The sequence below is a fragment of the Halomonas sp. A3H3 genome (genome assembly GCF_000982975.1).
GTDB lineage: Bacteria > Pseudomonadota > Gammaproteobacteria > Pseudomonadales > Halomonadaceae > Vreelandella > Vreelandella titanicae.
The window spans coordinates 2,956,862-2,974,919 of record NZ_HG423343.1; the positions used below are offsets into that span (position 1 = coordinate 2,956,862).

At 56.6% G+C, this 18,058-nt stretch carries 14 protein-coding genes and 1 pseudogene; 11 read left to right on the forward strand and 4 right to left on the reverse strand.

What is annotated here, in order from left to right:
* Nucleotides 1-15: 15 nt before the first annotated feature.
* From HALA3H3_RS13065 to HALA3H3_RS13070, 3 genes and pseudogenes are all read left to right on the forward strand, one after another.
* Nucleotides 16-1,527, forward strand: coding sequence for an amidase (locus HALA3H3_RS13065; RefSeq protein ID WP_022522050.1), 1,512 nt, complete (start codon nt 16-18; stop codon nt 1,525-1,527).
* 203 nt (nt 1,528-1,730) lie between these two features.
* Nucleotides 1,731-1,853: pseudogene (locus HALA3H3_RS27995) on the forward strand (IS30 family transposase); the annotation flags it as partial.
* Between the two features lie 66 nt (nt 1,854-1,919).
* A complete protein-coding gene (locus HALA3H3_RS13070) occupies nt 1,920-2,570 on the forward strand; it encodes a LysE family translocator (RefSeq protein ID WP_053856979.1) in 651 nt (216 codons plus the stop codon).
* Between the two features lie 53 nt (nt 2,571-2,623).
* On the opposite strand, the gene HALA3H3_RS13075 is transcribed toward HALA3H3_RS13070, so the two are convergent.
* Nucleotides 2,624-3,010 (reverse strand): META domain-containing protein, encoded by a 387-nt coding sequence (locus HALA3H3_RS13075; RefSeq protein WP_053856980.1) that lies wholly within the window; start codon nt 3,008-3,010, stop codon nt 2,624-2,626.
* Nucleotides 3,011-3,368: 358 nt separating this feature from the next.
* On the opposite strand from HALA3H3_RS13075, the gene thpD reads away from it, so the two are divergent.
* Together thpD and HALA3H3_RS13085 are read left to right on the forward strand one after the other, a co-directional pair.
* Nucleotides 3,369-4,367 (forward strand): ectoine hydroxylase, encoded by a 999-nt coding sequence (thpD, locus tag HALA3H3_RS13080; protein WP_022522052.1) that lies wholly within the window; start codon nt 3,369-3,371, stop codon nt 4,365-4,367.
* A gap of 118 nt (nt 4,368-4,485) precedes the next feature.
* Nucleotides 4,486-5,151, forward strand: a complete 666-nt coding sequence (locus HALA3H3_RS13085) for a fumarylacetoacetate hydrolase family protein (protein WP_022522053.1) — start codon at nt 4,486-4,488, stop codon at nt 5,149-5,151.
* Between the two features lie 137 nt (nt 5,152-5,288).
* On the opposite strand, the gene speA is transcribed toward HALA3H3_RS13085, so the two are convergent.
* Complete coding sequence (gene speA / locus HALA3H3_RS13090) at nt 5,289-7,217, reverse strand: biosynthetic arginine decarboxylase (RefSeq protein ID WP_022522054.1); 1,929 nt, start codon at nt 7,215-7,217, stop codon at nt 5,289-5,291.
* Nucleotides 7,214-8,173: a homoserine kinase gene (locus tag HALA3H3_RS13095; protein ID WP_039860825.1), complete on the reverse strand. Its 960-nt coding sequence runs from the start codon at nt 8,171-8,173 to the stop codon at nt 7,214-7,216. The genes speA and HALA3H3_RS13095 overlap by 4 nt, the downstream gene beginning before the upstream one ends.
* A gap of 180 nt (nt 8,174-8,353) precedes the next feature.
* On the opposite strand from HALA3H3_RS13095, the gene polA reads away from it, so the two are divergent.
* The 6 genes from polA (at nt 8,354) to cydC (ending at nt 17,654) form a co-directional block, all read left to right on the forward strand.
* Nucleotides 8,354-11,143: a DNA polymerase I gene (polA, locus tag HALA3H3_RS13100; protein WP_022522056.1), complete on the forward strand. Its 2,790-nt coding sequence runs from the start codon at nt 8,354-8,356 to the stop codon at nt 11,141-11,143.
* Between the two features lie 236 nt (nt 11,144-11,379).
* Nucleotides 11,380-12,951, forward strand: coding sequence for a cytochrome ubiquinol oxidase subunit I (locus tag HALA3H3_RS13105; protein ID WP_022522057.1), 1,572 nt, complete (start codon nt 11,380-11,382; stop codon nt 12,949-12,951).
* Nucleotides 12,948-14,090, forward strand: a complete 1,143-nt coding sequence (cydB, locus tag HALA3H3_RS13110) for a cytochrome d ubiquinol oxidase subunit II (RefSeq protein WP_022522058.1) — start codon at nt 12,948-12,950, stop codon at nt 14,088-14,090. Before HALA3H3_RS13105 ends, cydB begins: the two co-directional genes overlap by 4 nt.
* Nucleotides 14,091-14,102: 12 nt before the next feature.
* Entirely contained in the window at nt 14,103-14,222 is a 120-nt protein-coding gene (gene cydX, locus HALA3H3_RS13115; protein ID WP_053856982.1) for a cytochrome bd-I oxidase subunit CydX, read from the forward strand.
* Nucleotides 14,206-15,921 (forward strand): thiol reductant ABC exporter subunit CydD, encoded by a 1,716-nt coding sequence (cydD, locus tag HALA3H3_RS13120; protein WP_022522059.1) that lies wholly within the window; start codon nt 14,206-14,208, stop codon nt 15,919-15,921. The genes cydX and cydD overlap by 17 nt, the downstream gene beginning before the upstream one ends.
* Nucleotides 15,909-17,654 carry a thiol reductant ABC exporter subunit CydC gene (gene cydC / locus HALA3H3_RS13125; protein WP_022522060.1) on the forward strand — a complete coding sequence of 582 codons (1,746 nt, stop codon included), beginning with the start codon at nt 15,909-15,911 and terminating at the stop codon, nt 17,652-17,654. Before cydD ends, cydC begins: the two co-directional genes overlap by 13 nt.
* Before the next feature lie 217 nt (nt 17,655-17,871).
* On the opposite strand, the gene HALA3H3_RS26145 is transcribed toward cydC, so the two are convergent.
* On the reverse strand, nt 17,872-18,058 hold a 187-nt coding region (locus HALA3H3_RS26145), incomplete at its 5' end, for a transposase (RefSeq protein ID WP_199105076.1).

Sequence of the window (18,058 nt, forward strand, 5' to 3'; positions counted from 1 at the left end):
TAGGAGTAGTTGACTATGAGTGTGAAACGACCTGACATTGATACGTTGGCCGCCATTTCCGATTATTATGGTTTTGACCTTTCCTTTGATGAACTGAGTGAGTTCCAGTCCGCCGTTGCTGGCTCAATGGCCATTTATGATCGCCTGGACGAACTGGCGGATGAATCGCTGCCTGTCAATTACCCACGGGCGGAATTGGGCTATCGCCCCGTAGGTGACGACAATCCGCTTAATGGCTGGGCTTGGAAATGTTCGGTGCCTGGCGCCGAGGAGGGGCCGCTCGCGGGTCGAACGGTCGCGCTAAAGGACAATATCGCTCTGGCAGGCATTCCCATGATGAATGGCTCACCGATCATGGAAGGTTTTGTGCCCCGCGAGGACGCCACCGTTGTCACCCGGCTGCTCGACGCTGGCGCGCACATCATCGGCAAGACGGCCGTTCCTGCGTTCTGCTTTGACGGTGGCGGCTGTACTGGCTACCCCGAGCCCCAGCCGGTCAATCCTCACGATCATGATCGACTGGCCGGTGCATCCTCCAACGGCAGCGCCGTGGTGGTGACCAACGGTGAAGTCGATATGGCCCTAGGGGGCGACCAGGGCGGTTCCATTCGGCTACCCGCCTCATGGAGCGGTTGCTACGGGATCAAAGGAACGCATGGCCTTGTGCCTTACACAGGTATCTTTCCCATTGAGCTGACTCTTGACCACGTAGGCCCTATGGCGCGCACCGCGGAAGATTGCGCCCGAATGCTGGAAGTGCTGGTGGGCTCGGATGGCTTAGATCCACGCCAATACGACGTACGCACGGCGAAATACACCGAAACGCTAAGTGAAGATCTTACTGGTATACGCATTGGCATCCTACGTGAAGGGTTTGGTATTGCCGGTGCCAGTGAGCCCGATGTGGATGCCGCTGTACGGGAGGCTATCAGCGTGCTGGAAAAAGTGGGCGCCCGTGCTTCGGAGGTGTCGGTGCCCATGCATAACGACGGGCTTGCACTGTGGAGTGCGATCGCCTTTGAGGGGGCCACCGAACTGATGGTTAGGGGCGATGGCTACGGCACAAACTGGCGCGGCCATTACAGTACGCAGCTTATGGACTTTTATGGGCGGGCTCGCCGCGCTCGCGGTCATGACTTTAGCGACACGGTGAAGATGACGGTGCTCGCCGGGCACTACATGTCAGAGCAGTACAATCGCCACTACTATGGTAAAGCCCAGAATATCGGTAGGCGTCTCGCGCGCGATTATGACAACGCTCTGCAGGAATATGACTTGTTAATCATGCCTACCACCGCCATGAAAGCGGTAAAGAGGCCGGCTGATAAAAGTCTCAATAGCACACTGGCCGGTGCGCTTGGCAACCTGCACAACACGGCCCCGTTTGATGTCAGTGGTCACCCAGCCATGAGCGTCCCGGTTGGCTTTTCGGAGGGCTTGCCCGTAGGTATGCAGTTGGTTGGTAGACGCTGGGATGAAGCGACCGTGCTTAAAGTCGCCCATGCTTATCAGGTCGCTATTGGCTAGTGGTATACGGCGAGCATTGATGCAGTAGTAACCCGATTATCTTCGATAAAACTTAAGACGAGCGGGCCTGGATTCATAGAATAAGCTCAGCACTTTGGTTCACAAGGTAGAGGCAGTAGGGCCAGCGCTGGTACCCTTTCTGCCTTACCTACCAGAGTGAAGCAGAGCATGGAATACTGGTAACTGGCTCAGACCCAACATATCAGTTAGCTCAGCAGGCGCGGTTATTGATGCCACGCCGAGGGGCAGCGCACGCCATCACCCTGGATTCTGGATCGGAATTCGCCGAGCACAGAAAGGTTGCCAAGGCCGTCTCGGCAAAGAGCACTAGAAACCGCAGATGCTGCACTTATTAGTTGAATTCAGGGCTTATCATTTCAGGGTGAATCTCGATGATTCCACTTCATGATTACTTGGCATTTCTCTCCATCGTTACGCTCATCGTAGTCTCCCCAGGAGCCAACCTGTTCCTGCTGCTTCAGGCGACGCCGGCGCAAGGCCGTGTTACGGGGGTGTTGATGACCCTGGGCTTCTGTGCGGCGATCATATCTCATGCCACGTTGGCGCTCATTGGTGTTGGGGCGCTCGTAGCAGCCTCTGTCACGTTATTCACTATTATAAAATTCGTGGGCGCTGCATATCTTATTTGGCTTGGCGTTAAGGCATTTCGAGTAGCATTAACGAAAACGCCCCTCGCGTCGCAGGCGAAAGATTGTCAAACATTGCCGAGGATAAGCCAAAGACAGGCCTTTGTACGGGGCTATCTCACCAATATTCTCAACCCCAAGCCCGCTATCTTCTACGTTGCGGCCTTTCCCCAGTTCCTGAGTGCCGGTGGAACGGACTACTGGCTGGGAGGGCTCGGTTTGGGAGCCAGCCATGCCCTGATCGCTCTGTTCTTCTACGGTATGGTTGTCGTCACATTGCATAGAGTCGCTGAGTGGTTAAGGAAACCATGGGTATGGAAGTCGATCCAAGGCATCTCTGGTTTAGTCTTTCTTCTGATCGGCGGTCGCCTCTTGATTTCGCGCTCCCCGGCCTGATTCTTCTAGGCTTGGTGAGTTTAAAATGCGTCCTTTAGATGAGCTCTTTGTGATTAATAAAGATGCACCGCCTCGAAGACCGCCAATGGTTCACTGTTATCGCCCAGCAGTACAAGCCTCGCGCCATTCACGCTCCATGCCGTTACCTGCTTGAGTGCGGCTAGAAAATCTTGCTCAGTTTTCATTTGGGGTTTTGGGCAGGCTATTTTAGTGCTGGCGATTTGCCCAAACTCTATGCGCTCGTTTTCCACGCGGTAGCTGCCCATCAGGGTATTACAGCCGGTAGCGCCGGCTAAGCGAGAAGCCTCTTGATGAAGAACCAAATGTGCTTCACGGAAATTCTCATGGGGGACGACCGGCGCGCCATCAAGCGTCACCAGCTTCCAGTAGGTGTTGATCAAAGCTTCATTAGGGCGATGCGCTGTCTCGTGGGTATCCATTGTTGCTGAAGAACACCCAGCGGTTATTAATAGCGCGCTGATAAATCCATAAATCGGTAGCTGCCTTTTCAAAGTATGACTCCCCATTCAGTTAGATAAAAAGATGAGCAACATTAACCGCAAACATTGTGGCTTGGAGTGAGCTTTTTAGGTGACTTATTGCCTAAAAAGCCACTGTTCAATTTTTTTCACGTAACCTACGTTATCAAACCAGAAATCATGCCTTGCGAGGAAATTTTAGTGGTCTAGGCTACTCCCTGCACGATGTTAGAATCGTGCTGTTTTATTTATATGTACGCTAATCTTTATACGTGCAATATGTTCGATCTGAAACCTAATCATACAAGGAGTGGATTAGATGACAGTCAAAAGCACACCACTAAATGCTGTAACCGCCCATAAGCAATATAGCGAAATGGCCGATACGCCTAACGTTCACACTACTCAGGTTCAGCGCCAACAGGTACAGGATGCCTACCCGTCGCGCTTAACCACCCCTCCTGAGAAAACCTGGCTGCCACGCCAAGATGCGGTTGTCAAAGGCCGTCAACTTTCCGGCCCGTTAAGCCAGGCGCAGCTTGATGAGTTTGAACGTAAAGGGTTTCTGTTTATTCCTAACCTCATTGAAGGCGCAGAGCTTGAGGGGCTGCGTCAGGAAATGAAGGCGTTGATGAGTAACGATAAGTATCTCAATCAAGACTTCAGCGTCACTGAGCCAGAGAGCCAGGAAATCCGCTCGCTATTTGCGGTGCACTTCCTCTCTGAGCGGTTGGGAAAGCTGGCCAGCGATGAGCGTGTCGCGGGCGCTGCTCGTCAAATCATAGGCGACGACCCTTATGTGCATCAGTCGCGTATTAACTATAAGCCTGGATTTGCCGGTAAGGGCTTTAACTGGCACTCCGACTTTGAGACGTGGCACGCGGAAGATGGCATGCCTGCGATGCACGCGGTTAGCGCATCGCTGATCTTAACTGACAACCATGAGTTCAATGGTCCGTTGATGCTGATCCCCGGTTCGCACAAAAAGTTTGTACCGTGCGTGGGGGAAACACCGGAGGATAACCACAAAAGCTCGCTGAAAGCGCAGGAAGTGGGCGTGCCAAGCCCAGAGGCACTTACCGAGCTAGTGGCGGAACACGGTATTGAAGCGCCAAAAGGCAAGGCGGGTGGTTTGCTGCTGTTCGATTGCAATACGCTGCATGCTTCTAACGCCAACCTGTCGCCTGACCCGCGTAGCAACGTGTTCTTCGTGTTTAACCGCCAGGATAATCGCTGCCAAGCGCCTTATGCCGCGGCTAAACAACGGCCAGATTTCCTGGCTCATAGCCCTGATCAACAGGCCCAGCAATATCGCTAACGTGCAGTGGGGAAACAAATTCATGGCCGAAGGGTGTGGAACCTTCGTATAGGTGGGGTAAACTGTTGCGCCTGTCGTTGCGAAAGCGGCACGCATAATGAGAAGGAGAATACCCGCCATGCGTTTTGTTCCACAGTTTACCGATGGCCAGGAGTTTCCCCACCCGCTGGGCAAGGTTGTCTGCATCGGCCGTAATTATGCCGACCATGCGAAAGAGCTGGATAATCCAGTTCCCACTGAGCCGCTGCTGTTCATAAAGCCATCGACCAGCGTTGTGGATCTAACCAAACCGTTGGATCCGCCGTTTTCACGCGGTGATGTGCATTATGAAGCCGAGCTTGCGCTGTTAGTGGGTGAAACGTTAACCCACGCCACCCTGGATGAAGCCGAGCGTGCGATTGTCGGTATCGGGTTGGCGATGGATTTAACGCTGCGTGATGTACAGACGAAGCTAAAAGAGAAAGGGCATCCCTGGGAAATCGCCAAAGCTTTTGATGGCGCTTGCCCGCTTTCGTCGTTTCTGCCGCTAAGCCGTGTTCCCAACTGGAACGCGCTGGCTTTCACGCTTGAGATTGATGGTGAAGAGCGCCAGCACGGTGAAGGCTCCGATATGATCTTCGCCATACCAACCTTGGTAGCCGAAATGAGCCGTCACTTCACTCTAGAGCCGGGCGATGTGATTTTGACCGGCACGCCATCAGGCGTTGGAGAGCTGGTTCGCGGTTCATCACTGCGTTTAACCTTGACCGGTGGTTTGGTAGTTGAAACCAGCGTAGTCGAGTAGCGAAAAAAGCAGAGAATTGCTGGACAGTGTTGGATCGTGAAGAAGCGCCACCCCAAAATCAGGGTGGCGCTTCTGTTTGGCGTAACCCAATACGTGCCATTCAGTACGGGCTATTCAAGACTGGTTTTCAAGATCGGTTATTCAAGATAGGTATAGCCTTCCAGACCTTCGCTTAAGCTCGCCGCAAAGCGCGCTTGCTCGTCGGCAGTAAAGCCGCTGGCGGCTAGCTGGTCGGTGAGCTTCTGCTTGAGCACATTGGCATTGAAGTTGACGTAGGCAAGTACCTGGGCCACTGAGTCCCCGGCCAGCGGGTTAGATAGTGTCCACTCGCCGTCGGCATTGAGCGCAGCATCAACGGAGTCGGTGTCGCCAAACAGGTTGTGTAGATCGCCAAGAATTTCCTGATAGGCGCCCACTAGAAAGAACCCTAGCCAGCGTTCATCGTCTGAAGCCCACTCGGGAAGCGGTAGGGTGCTCTCGACCCCCTGGCCGTCGACGTAGCTGTCGATGCGGCCGTCGGAGTCGCAGGTGATATCCTGAATCACTGCCCGCCGGGTGGGCGCTTGATCCAGCCCGCTAAGGGGCAGTACCGGAAATATCTGCTCGATGCCCCAAACATCAGGCACCGACTGGAATAGCGAGAAGTTGACGAACAGTTTATCGGCGAGTTTCTCCGCCAGTTCATCCATGATTTCGCGATGGGCACGGTTACGAGTATCCAACTGAGTGCGCAGCCGTGTGCAGGCAGCCATATACACCCGCTCACCTTCAGCGCGGGCGGTAATGTTACTCAAACCCATCACAAAACGTTCCTGCAGTTCGCTAACCGCTTGAAGCAGATCGTGCCACGCTTCCACCAGCATGCGCGGCTCTTGGGCGGTCGCTAACTGCTCGAACACCCGCCACAGCAGCTCTACTTGGGCATCTTCTTGGCTCTCGCCTGCCGAATGCCGTTCAGGCGGCGTGTCGTCGATGCGCTCTTCGCCAATCACGTTAGTGATCAGCACCGCGTGGTGGGCAGTTAGCGCACGGCCGGATTCGCTAATGAGATGAGGCTGTGGCAGGTTCGCCTCTTGGCAGAGCTGGGCAAAGGCGCTGACGACGTTGCGGGCGTATTCACGCATCGAATAGTTAGCTGAGCAGAAGCTGCGCGAGCGAGTGCCTTCGTAATCGATACCCAGGCCGCCACCTACATCGACGGTGTCAATGGGTGCGCCCAACTGCATCAGGTTCTGGTAGAAGCGCGCGCACTCACGCAGACCGCGTTGAATATCGCGAATATTGGCGATCTGGGAACCCAGGTGGAAGTGCACGAGCTGCAGACTTTTCAGTGCCTCCTCGCGACGCAGAGTGTCTACCACCTCGAGAATTTGGCTGGCGGTGAGGCCGAACTTAGACTTTTCACCGCCGGTATTCTGCCATTTGCCCTTACCCACCGAGGCAAGGCGGGCGCGCAGGCCAATACGCGGGGTAACATCCAGTTCTCTCGCCTCTTCCAAAATCAACTGCAGCTCGGAGAGCTTTTCGACCACCAAATAGACCTTGTGCCCGAGTTTTTCACCCAGCAGCGCCAAGCGCACATACTCGCGGTCTTTGTAACCGTTGCAGACGATCAGCGAGGAGCCGCCATCAGACAAAGCCAGCACTGCCAGCAACTCGGGCTTGCTGCCCGCTTCCAGCCCCACACGGCCGTTGCCGCGCTCGGCGGTGGCCAGAATCTCTTCGACTACTCTGCGCTGCTGGTTCACTTTAATCGGGTAAACGGCGGTGTAGCCGCCCTGGTAGTCGCAGTCGCTCATGGCGGCATCAAAAGCGCCACACAGCTGCTCCACTCGGTCGTGAAGAATATCGCTAAAGCGTACCAGCACAGGCAGCCGCAGCCCAGCGCTCTGCAACTGGCGAACCAAGCCGCTCAGCGGTAGCGCCGGGCCTTCCGCATCACTACCCAGCGGCCGCACCAGGGCCTGACCTTGATCATCCACGTCGAAGTAACCGCTACCCCATTGATCGATATTCCAGGTGCGCCGTGCGCGAAGGGCAGGGCTAGTCGTCGCCATCACACTCATGCAGAAACCTCAGGTAGCGGCAATGCACCGTGGGCAATGCGCGCAGTTAATATGGTTCGAAAACGTTCGGGGTCGTGAGGCGTCAAATCGTGGGCCGGGGGATCAACATAGACCACCAGCAGGCGTGACAGCCAGTAGCGCAGCGCCGTCATGCGCAGCATGGTGGGCCACAGTTCCCGTTCATCCGCCGTTAACGGCCGGCGCGCCAGGTAGGCGCTCAACAGCGTATTGTAGCGCTCAGCGTTGAGAGTGCCATCGTCGTTGGAGGCCCAGTCGTTGATCACAATCGCCAGATCAAACAGGAGATCCCCAGTGCAGCCATTATAAAAGTCGATAATACCGCCAAGCTGGTCACCCTCAAACAGGGTGTTGTCACGAAACAGATCACCGTGCAGGGCGCCTTGGGGCAGCTCACCGTGTCGCATAAAGGCGCTCTCGAAATCGTCGACTTCATCCTTCATCAACGTTTGATCCGCGGGGCTTAGGTAACTCAATACTTTATGGTGCATCACCTGCAGCCAGTTGAGATCCCGCGGGTTGGGGCGGTGGCCGGGGAAACGCTTTGACACCACGTGCAGGTGACCCAAAGTATCGCCTAAGGCATGGCACTGGGCTACATTGGGCGCCTCGGGATGGCGGCCAGGCAGGCGCGGGAATAGCAACGCCGGCTTGCCCTCCAGGCTATGCAGCGCGATACCTTCGCGGTCATGAATGGTGCCGGGCACCGGTAAGCGGTGCTCGTCCAAATAGTCCAGCAGTTCGACAAAGAACGGCAGTTCTGCGTGTTCGCCCTGTTCGAACAGGGTTAATACCAGTTCGCGGCGGTCGGTAGTCACAAAAAAAGTCGAATTTTCGGTGCCGTTCGCGACTCCCTTAAGGGAAACAAAACTGCCCACATCAAATTTTTCTAAAAACGCGGCGACCTGTGCGTCGCTAAGCGGAGTAAATACAGCCATGAGAGTCTCGCCCAGGTTGCTAAGCCCATTATTGTAGCGGCTTGGTCGCTCAGTTGGCAGCGTTGTTGTGATAAGAGAGTCGAGTTTGGCTCTACAGGCTGCCTGTGCAACGCGTATCATGTGAGGCACTCTTATTGGCAATTCTTTTTAAGCAATCCTATCTAACAATGGAACTTGGTTATGGCTCGCGCTCCGATCGTCCTCGTCGATGGCTCTTCCTATCTGTACCGTGCCTTTCATGCGCTGCCGCCGCTAACGACCTCCAATGGTCAGCCAACGGGCGCGGTGAAAGGCGTGTTAAACATGCTCAAACGGCTGATTAAGGATTACCCCGAAAGCCCCATGGCGGTGGTGTTTGACGCGCCGGGCAAAACCTTCCGCGATGAGCTGTACAGCGACTATAAAGCGCACCGCCCGCCGATGCCCGATGACCTACGCAGCCAGATCGCTCCGCTGCACGCCTGCGTGAAGGCGCTGGGCCTGCCGCTGCTTTGCGTTGACGGCGTAGAGGCGGACGATGTGATTGGCACCCTGGCCCATCACGCCACCCAGGCGGGCCGCGATGCAGTGATCTCCACCGGCGATAAGGATATGGCGCAACTGGTTAATGCCCATATCACTCTGGTGAACACCATGAAGGATGAAACCCTGGATGAGGCGGGCGTAGAAGAAAAATTCGGCCTGCCGCCCGCATTGATTATCGATTTTCTCGCTCTGATGGGTGACAAGGTCGATAACATTCCCGGTGTGCCCGGCGTGGGTGAGAAGACCGCTATTGGCCTGCTGCAAGGCATGGGCGGCGGGCTGGAGACCATTTATGGCGACTTAGAACGAGTGAAAACGCTCACTTTCCGGGGCGCCAAAACTCTGCCCAAGAAGCTTGAAGAGCATCGCGATCAGGCGTTTCTCTCCTATCAGCTGGCCACCATTAAAGTCGACTGCGAGTTGCCGGTGGGCTTGGATGATTTGGATATTGCTCATCCGGATCGCGAAGCGCTGGTCACCCTGTATAAAGAGATGGAATTCCGCCAGTGGCTGGGCGAGCTGCTGGAAGGCAAAGACGAAGGCGTGGATGACGTTAAAGGCGGCGAGCCTGCGCCCGTAAGCGCTGAAGAAGGTGGTAGCGAGTCCGAGGGGGCGAGCACTTCTGTGCAAGCCTCTGTTCGTGAAGATCAGGTCATCCTCGAACAGGCAGACTTCGAGCGCTGGCTGGATCGGCTGCAAAACGCCGAGCGCTTCTGTTTCGATCTGGAAACCACCAGCCTTAATTACATGGATGCGGAAATTGTTGGCGTTGGCTTGTCGCTGGAAGTGGGTGAGGCGGCCTATATTCCGCTTGCCCACGACTACCTGGATGCGCCTAAGCAGCTTGACCGTAAAACGGTGCTGGCGGCGCTAAAACCGCTGCTGGAAGACCCGACAAAAACCAAGATTGGCCAAAACCTCAAGTACGACATTTCCGTGTTGGCCAACTATGCGATTTCCGTGGCAGGCCCTTTTGCTGACACCATGCTGGCCTCCTATGTGCTCAATTCCACCGCCACCCGGCACGATATGGATTCGCTGGCGCTCAAGTATTTGGGTGAAAAGACCATCTCCTTTGAAGAGATTGCCGGTAAGGGCGCCAAGCAGTTGACCTTTAACCAGATTGCCCTGGAGCAAGCGGCGCCATACGCCTGCGAAGATGTCGATATCACCCTGCGGCTGCAGCAAGCGCTGCGTCCCCAGGTCGAGAGCGAAGGGCGTCTGGCGGAGGTGCTGGATAATATTGAGCTGCCGCTGATCAAAGTGCTCTCGCGCATCGAGCGAAACGGTGTCGCCGTGGATGCTGAGCTACTGCACAAACAGAGCCAACAGTTAGAGCAGCGCATTGGCGAATTAGAACGCGAGGCGTTTGAACTGGCCGGGCGCGAATTTAATCTCGGTTCACCCAAGCAGTTAGGGCAGATTCTGTTTGAAGAGCAGAAAATTCCGGTGCTCAAGAAAACCCCTAAAGGCGCACCTTCTACCGCGGAAGGTGTGCTGGAAGAGTTGGCGCTGGATTACCCGCTGCCCAAGGTGATTATGCAGCACCGGGGGCTGGCCAAGCTGAAGTCCACCTACACCGATAAGCTACCGCGTTTGCTCAATAAAGCCACTGGCCGGGTACACACCAGCTATCATCAGGCGGTCACTGCGACCGGGCGGCTGTCGTCGTCGGATCCCAACTTACAGAACATTCCCATCCGTACCGAAGAGGGGCGCAAAATTCGTCAGGCGTTTATTGCCCGCCCTGGCTACCGTATTGTTGCCGCCGATTACTCGCAAATTGAGCTGCGCATTATGGCGCATTTATCTGAAGATAAAGGGCTGCTGGAAGCGTTTGCCGAAGGGCGTGATATTCACACCGCCACGGCGGCAGAAGTCTTCGGCACCTCTCTTGAGAAGGTCTCTGGCGATCAGCGCCGCAGCGCCAAAGCGATTAACTTCGGCTTGATCTACGGCATGAGTGCCTGGGGGTTGTCGCGTCAGTTGCATATCGAGCGCAACCAGGCGCAAACCTACATTGATCGTTACTTTGACCGCTATCCTGGCGTGGCCCGTTATATGGAGCGTATTCGCTCCCAGGCAGCTGAAGATGGCTTTGTCGAAACCGTGCTGGGTCGGCGGCTCTACCTACCGGAAATTCAGTCGCAAAACCGCAACCGCCGCCAAGGCGCTGAGCGCACCGCGATTAACGCGCCGATGCAGGGCACTGCCGCCGATATTATCAAGCAGGCGATGATCGATGTGGATGCGTGGTTAGCGGAAGGCGAGTTCGATGCGCTGATGGTGATGCAGGTGCACGATGAACTGGTGTTTGAAGTCGCCGAGAAGCAGGTCGAGGCCTTTATCGAGCAGGTGCAAAAACGCATGCAGGGCGCGGCTGAGCTGAAAGTACCGCTGATTGTAGAAGCGGAGAGCGGTGCCAATTGGGATGAAGCGCACTAATGCCTACTACCAACACCGCAAGCCTCGTTCGTTTACACCTGCGCCTCTGAATGAGGAAGGGGGTGGATGGCATATTGTCGCAACAGTGCAATGCTTAAGTAAGGAATTGATCAAGATCAAATTGTTGGCTCGGGTGGAGGAATAGCCTGTACACATCGCTTTGCCTGGGTTAGCACCTGTCTGTGGTTTCCCGGTGGGGCGAAAGGTGTGTTTAAGCTATCCATCGGGAGTCACTCATGGACATTGTTGAATTATCCAGGTTGCAGTTCGCCTTTACGGCGATGGTGCATTTCCTGTTTGTACCCTTAACGCTAGGGCTGTCGATACTTCTGGCGATCATGGAGTCGGTCTATGTCATGACCGGTAAAACCATTTATCGTCAGATGACCAAATTCTGGGGCAAGCTGTTTGGTATTAACTTTGCGTTAGGGGTAACGACCGGTATCGCCATGGAGTTCCAGTTCGGCACTAACTGGTCGTACTACTCTCACTATGTCGGCGATATTTTCGGAGCGCCCCTGGCGATAGAAGCCTTGATGGCGTTCTTCCTTGAGTCGACGCTGGTCGGGCTATTCTTCTTCGGCTGGGATCGCCTGTCAAAAGAGAAGCACCTGGCGGTTACCTGGTTCATGGCCTTGGCGACCAATATGTCAGCCCTGTGGATTCTGGTAGCCAATGGCTGGATGCAGCACCCCGTAGGGTCGGAGCTCAACCTAGCCACCATGCGTATGGAGTTGGTCAGCTTTGCAGAGGTACTGCTCAACCCCGTCGCCCAAGTCAAATTTGTGCATACCGTGTCAGCGGGGTACGTCACCGGGGCGATTTTCGTGTTGGCGATTTCAAGCTGGTACCTGCTCAAGGGGCGTGAGATTGCCTTTGCGCGGCGCAGCTTTGCGATTGCTTCTGCCTTCGGGTTGGCCAGCGCGCTATCGGTCATTGTACTGGGCGATGAGTCTGGCTATGAGCTGGGGGACGTGCAGAAGGTCAAGCTGGCCGCCATCGAAGCAGAGTGGCAAACCCATCCCGCACCTGCGGCTTTCACGCTATTTGGGCTCCCCAACGAGGCGGAACAGCACACCGACTTTGCCATCCGCATACCTGGTGTGATGGGCTTGATCGCCACGCGCTCGCTGAATACCGAAGTGATGGGTATTCGAGAGCTTAAGGAAGAGCACCGCGAACGCATCGTCAATGGCCAGGAGGCCTACGCTCTCATGCAGCGCCTGCGCAGTGATGAAGAGCGCGAAGGGGATATGGCTCGGTTCGAGGAAGTACGCAGCGATCTTGGTTATGGGCTACTGCTCAGTGCCTATAGCGACGATGTAGCCAATGCGACCACAGCCGAAATTGATCAAGCCGTTGAAGCGTCGATTCCCAAGGTTTGGCCGCTTTTCTGGTCTTTTCGGGCCATGGTCGCCGCGGGCTTTAGCATGCTGTTGCTGTTTGCGCTGGCCTTCTGGCATAGCGTACGTCGTCAGCCAGAGAAGTCCCGGTGGCTACTTCGCTTCGCGCTGTTCAGCCTACCGCTGCCTTGGATTGCCTGTGAGGCGGGCTGGTTCGTGGCCGAATATGGGCGTCAGCCGTGGGCAATCGGCGAGATACTGCCGGTTCACTTGGCCATTTCCAGCCTGACGGCCGAGCAGGTGCTGTTTACCCTGATTTCTATTGGCGTCCTCTACACCATCTTCGTCATCATCGAAATGTGGCTGATGCAGCACTTTGCCCGCAAAGGGCCCTCCGGTAGCGGTTATCTGGATGATGACGCTGAGTCTGACTATCCAATTTCAACCCCAGCACGGGAGGCATGATGATGGACTACGAAACCCTTAGGTTTGTCTGGTGGGTGCTGATCGGCGTGCTATTGGTGGGCTTCGCGGTCACCGATGGTTTTGATATGGGCGTTGCCGCCTTGCTCAACGTTGTCGGGCGCGGCGATGAGGAGCGCCGGGTGATGATCAACTCCATGGCGCCTCATTGGGACGGTAATCAGGTCTGGCTGGTCACCGCAGGGGGCGCACTGTTTGCCGCTTGGCCTCCAGTTTACGCAACGGCCTTCAACGGCTTCTATCTCGCCTTGATGCTGACACTGTTCGCGCTTTTTCTTCGCCCCCTGGCGTTCGATTATCGCTCCAAGTTGGCAAATCCCACATGGCGCCGTCGTTGGGATTGGGGTTTGACGATCGGCTCCGCCGTTCCCGCGCTGATCTTTGGTGTCGCTTTTGGCAATCTCTTGCAAGGCGTTCCCTTCCAGTTCGATGACTATCTGCGCCTGGAGTATCAGGGCGGCTTGCTGGGCCTATTGAACCCCTTTGCGCTATTGGCCGGGCTGTTGAGCCTGATGATGTTCGTCACCCACGGAGCGGCTTGGTTGCAGCTTAAAACCGAGGGCGAACTGCGCAGCCGTAGTGCGGCCATCGGCAGCCTGACAGCACTGATATGCGCGGCACTGTTCGTACTGGGTGGGGTGTGGCTGCTCCTGGGCGTTGATGGCTACCAAGTGACTAGCGTAATCGACACCCAGGGGTACAACGATACCACCGGTAAAATCGTGGCGGTCAGTGCTGGCGGCTGGATGACCAACTACAGCCGCTTCCCGCTGTTGTGGCTACTGCCAGTACTGGGCGTCTTAGGTTTTGTGCTCTGCGCGCTGACCATGAAGCTGGGACGCCATGCGCTGGCATTTACCAGTTCGGCTGTCGCCATGGCCATGGTGGTGGTCACAACGGGCGTTACGATGTTTCCCTTCGTGATGCCGTCGTCGCTGAACCCCAACCATAGCCTGACCATGTGGGATGCCACGGCGAGCGAGTTGACGCTCAAGATCATGTTTGTGGTGGTGTGTATCTTCGTGCCGTTGGTGCTGCTGTATACCGCCTGGAGTTACTGGGTCATGCGCGGACGCCTGAACGAGCAATTTATTCGTGATAACGACAAAGCGCTTTACTGAGGAGGGTGTCGTATGTGGTATTTCGCCTGGATTTTGGGTGTCACGCTGGCGGCTGCCGTCAGCATTCTTAACGCCATGTGGCTTGAAGTGAATGGCTATGAAGGCGAATCCGAGCATGAGCGGAGCGACTGAAGCCAATGACCCGCGGCATCGGCTGAACCGCTGCCTTGCCCAACAACGCTGGTGGTTGCGGGGCGCCACGCTGCTAGCGATGATCGGCGTGGTATTGCTGATTGCCCAGAGTTGGCTGTTGGCCACTATTTTTCACCATTGGTTACTGCTTTGGCAGGGTAGGGAGTCGCCGGGCCATCCGACGGTTTGGCTAGCAGGGCTGGCCATTAGCATGGTGCTACGCCCTTTTCTCCACGCTGGCCGGGAGTGGCTGTCTCGTCAGGCCAGCCTGCGTGCTCGTGACGCCTTACGCAGCCAGTTATTAACGCAGCTTGGCCACCTTGGGCCGGTTAGGCGCCAATTTGGCAGTGATGGCGCCTTGGCCACTCAGGTGCTGGAGCAGGTGGATGCCTTGGACGGCTACGTTAGCCGCTATCGGGTACAGAGCTTGCTGGCGGTGCTAGTGCCCTGCCTGATAGCGGCGGTGGTAGCGCTGCACAGCCCCTTGGCCGCGGGATTGATGCTAATGACCGCGCCGTTGGTGCCATTGTTTATGATCCTGGTGGGACGTGCGGCTGCGGGTGCCAGTCAGCAGCAGTTCGTCGCCCTGGCGCGTATGGGGGGCCGCTTCCTCGACCTGGTTCGTGGGATGGCGACGCTACAGCGCATGGGAGCAACTGACCAAGCAGAGACCAAGGTCGCCCAGGCGAGTGACGCCTACCGTGGACGTACTATGCGGGTGCTTAGACTTGCCTTTCTATCCAGCGCGGTGCTGGAGTTTTTTGCCGCGTTGGCGATTGCCTTGGTGGCGCTTTATCTCGGCTTAGGGCTGCTTGGCCTTTTACCCTGGGCGAAAGCCGAGGTGCCGGTGCCCTATCAGGGGGCGTTGTTTATTTTACTGCTGGCGCCCGAGTTCTATGCGCCGCTTCGCCAATTGGGCACAGACTATCATGCCCGGGCGGAAGCAATCGGTGCCATGCAGGCGTTGACGCCTCTGCTGGAAGCTGACACTTGGCAGCCTCAAGAGGCACCGCTACCCCCGGTAGCGGGAAACGTCGAGTCTTTCACCGTGGAGTGTAACGAGCTGAGTGTTCGGGGTGAAGGCGGTCGGCTTCGCCTGGCGCCGCTTAACCTCACGCTGGCGGCGCGGGAAAGGGTATTGGTGCAGGGCGAAAGCGGAGTGGGCAAGTCGAGCCTTTTGCATGCGTTGTTGGGATTTAGCGCTTACCAGGGCAGCCTGAAGGCGAAGGGTTGCGAACTTGCCCGGTGGTCCCGCGCCACCTGGCAACGCCAGCTTGGCTACCTTAGTCAGCAACCACCGATCCAGTCCGGCAGCATTGCAGATAACCTGCGCTTGGCGGCCCCGGATAAAACAGATCAAGAGCTTATTGAGGTTCTGAACCTGGTCGGGCTGTGGCCGATTCTGCTTCGCGGTAATGGGCTTGCCACGCAGCTGGGCGAGCGCGGACAGGGACTCTCCGGTGGCCAGCTGCAACGTTTGGGATTGGCGCAGTTGCTGCTTCGTGATGCAGCGCTCTGGCTATTCGATGAGCCCACGGCCCACCTTGATCCGGATGCTGCCTGGCAACTCAATGCATTGATCGGAAAGCTTAGCCGCGGGCGTAGCGTGCTTATCGTCAGTCACGAGTCGGCGGGCCTGGAGTGGGTCGATCGGCAAATTGAGCTGTCATCGAAAGAGGCCATGGCATGCTGCGGCTAAACAAGACACCTTCTGCAGAACAACCTCCCACTATCCGGCTGCGTGATTTGCTGTTGCTTCGGCGTGGCGGCTGGTCGCTGGCGTTCTTGCTAGGTGCCGCCACGCTGCTGGCTGTGATTGGCTTGCTGGCTATCTCGGGTTGGTTTATTACCGCGGCGGCGGTTGCCGGTACGATGACGGCGACCGCCTTCGGTTTCGACTATTTTCGCCCCGCAGCGCTGATTCGTCTGTGCGCCATTGTACGCACGGCCGGGCGCTACGGTGAACGCCTAGCGTCCCATGATGCCGCGCTAGGATTGCTGAAGGATCTGCGTTGTCGATTGTTCATGGCATTGGGGAAAAAGCCATTATTGCAGGCGGCTTCCAGTCCTTCTCACCACGGTACGGCCAACGCTATGCATTGCCTTGTGACCGATATAGACCAGCTTGATCAGGTGGTATTGCGGGCGCTCCTGCCCTGGGGCTGGGCCGGGCTAATGGTGGCGGTTGTCATGGCAGGACTTTACTGGCTGAGTGGCACCCTGATGTGGGCTGCTTTGCCGGGAGTGCTGTTAGCCTGGCTGGGGTTGCCGTTACTGGCGTTATGGCGTGGTATTGATCAGGCACGCCAGAGGGCCGAACTTGCTGAGCGTCGTCGGGTGGCACTGATTGAGCCCTTGGCAGCCATTACCTCATTAGTGCTGTGGGGGCGATGGCCAGAGATGGCCCAACGAGTGAAAAAATGGGACGCCGACTACTTGGCGCATCAGGAGGGCCAGCAACTGCTTGCCAGCCTGACCACCGCGTTGCAGCAGGTGGCGCTGGGAGCTGCCATCGTTAGTGTGCTATGGCAGGCAGAAGCGCTGTTAGCGGCCAGCCATTTGACGGTGCCAATGCTGTTAGCCGCCGTCTTGGCGGTCCTGGCATTAGGGGAAATATTGGCACCACTGACCCATAGTTTTCTTGCCTTGGACGCGAGCCTTGCCGCACGGAATCGCCTCAATACCCTGGCGGAAGGGGCGCCGAGGGCGCAAGCCGCTATTGAGGAGGCTGAAATCACACCGCCCAGCTGGCAGCTAAATGTCAGCCAATTAACAGCACGCCTGCCTGGAGCATTGGTGGGGCCGCAACGTATCAACCTGGCGTTGAAGAGCGGTGAAATACTCTGTTTACGTGGCCCCTCGGGGTGTGGCAAATCGACCTTGTTGCAGGTATTGGCCGGCGAGTTGCTGCCGCTGTCCGGGGAGTGTTGCCTTAATGGTTATCCCATTGAGCAGTGGTCAATGCACAACGCCGTCGGCTATCTGCCCCAACAGTGGGATTTGTTTGACATGAGTCTGGCGGAAAATCTACGCCTTGGTGCCCGTCATGCCGGTGATAGTGAGCTGTGGAGCGTTCTTGATGATTTGGCGCTAGGCACCTGGGCGCGAGGGTTGCCCCAGGGGCTTGAGACACCTTTGGGCGAGTATGGAGCAGCCGTCTCTGGAGGTCAGGCGAGACGTATCGCCCTGGGACGCGTGCTGCTGGCGCGACGGCCCATTCTACTGCTCGACGAGCCGTTAGCCGGGCTTGACGCGGTAACTCGGCGTCATGTCGTCACCAGCCTTGTGCGCCGCGCACAGCATGGGATTCTGGTTATTTCCAGCCACGTGCCATTAGAGCTGCCTGAAAGTCAGGTGTGTACCCTCTATATGCAGGAAGATGGTCGTCCCCGGCGCTTTCCGCCAGTGCCAGCATGTTTAGAAGCGCTATAACGCAAAACACCCGCAGTTGCGGGTGTTTCTAGCCTCTACTTAGGTGATTTTTGCCTAGCCTGGATTTCTCATAGCACCTCAGCCAGTACCGCACTCAGGCTAACACCGCTAAACACCTATTGGCTCGACTTACATCGGCTACTTTTTAACCACTTTTCGTCGTTCAGACACACCTCCCCCTTCCCCCCATTGCGTCGGGCCGGGGGAGCCCGAGCAGTCAGTTCGGCACCAACCGCCTGACGAGATCGGATAGCGCCGTTTTATAGGGGTAGCTGTCACTCATGAGTACGCGGATTCGGCGCGTATTGCGGATGATGACCGCGCCTACTTTGATGAGCTTGAGCCTCAGGTTGCTCGGACTCATGCGCGCGAAGGGCGTGTGCTTCAGGTAAGTCCGTAACCGC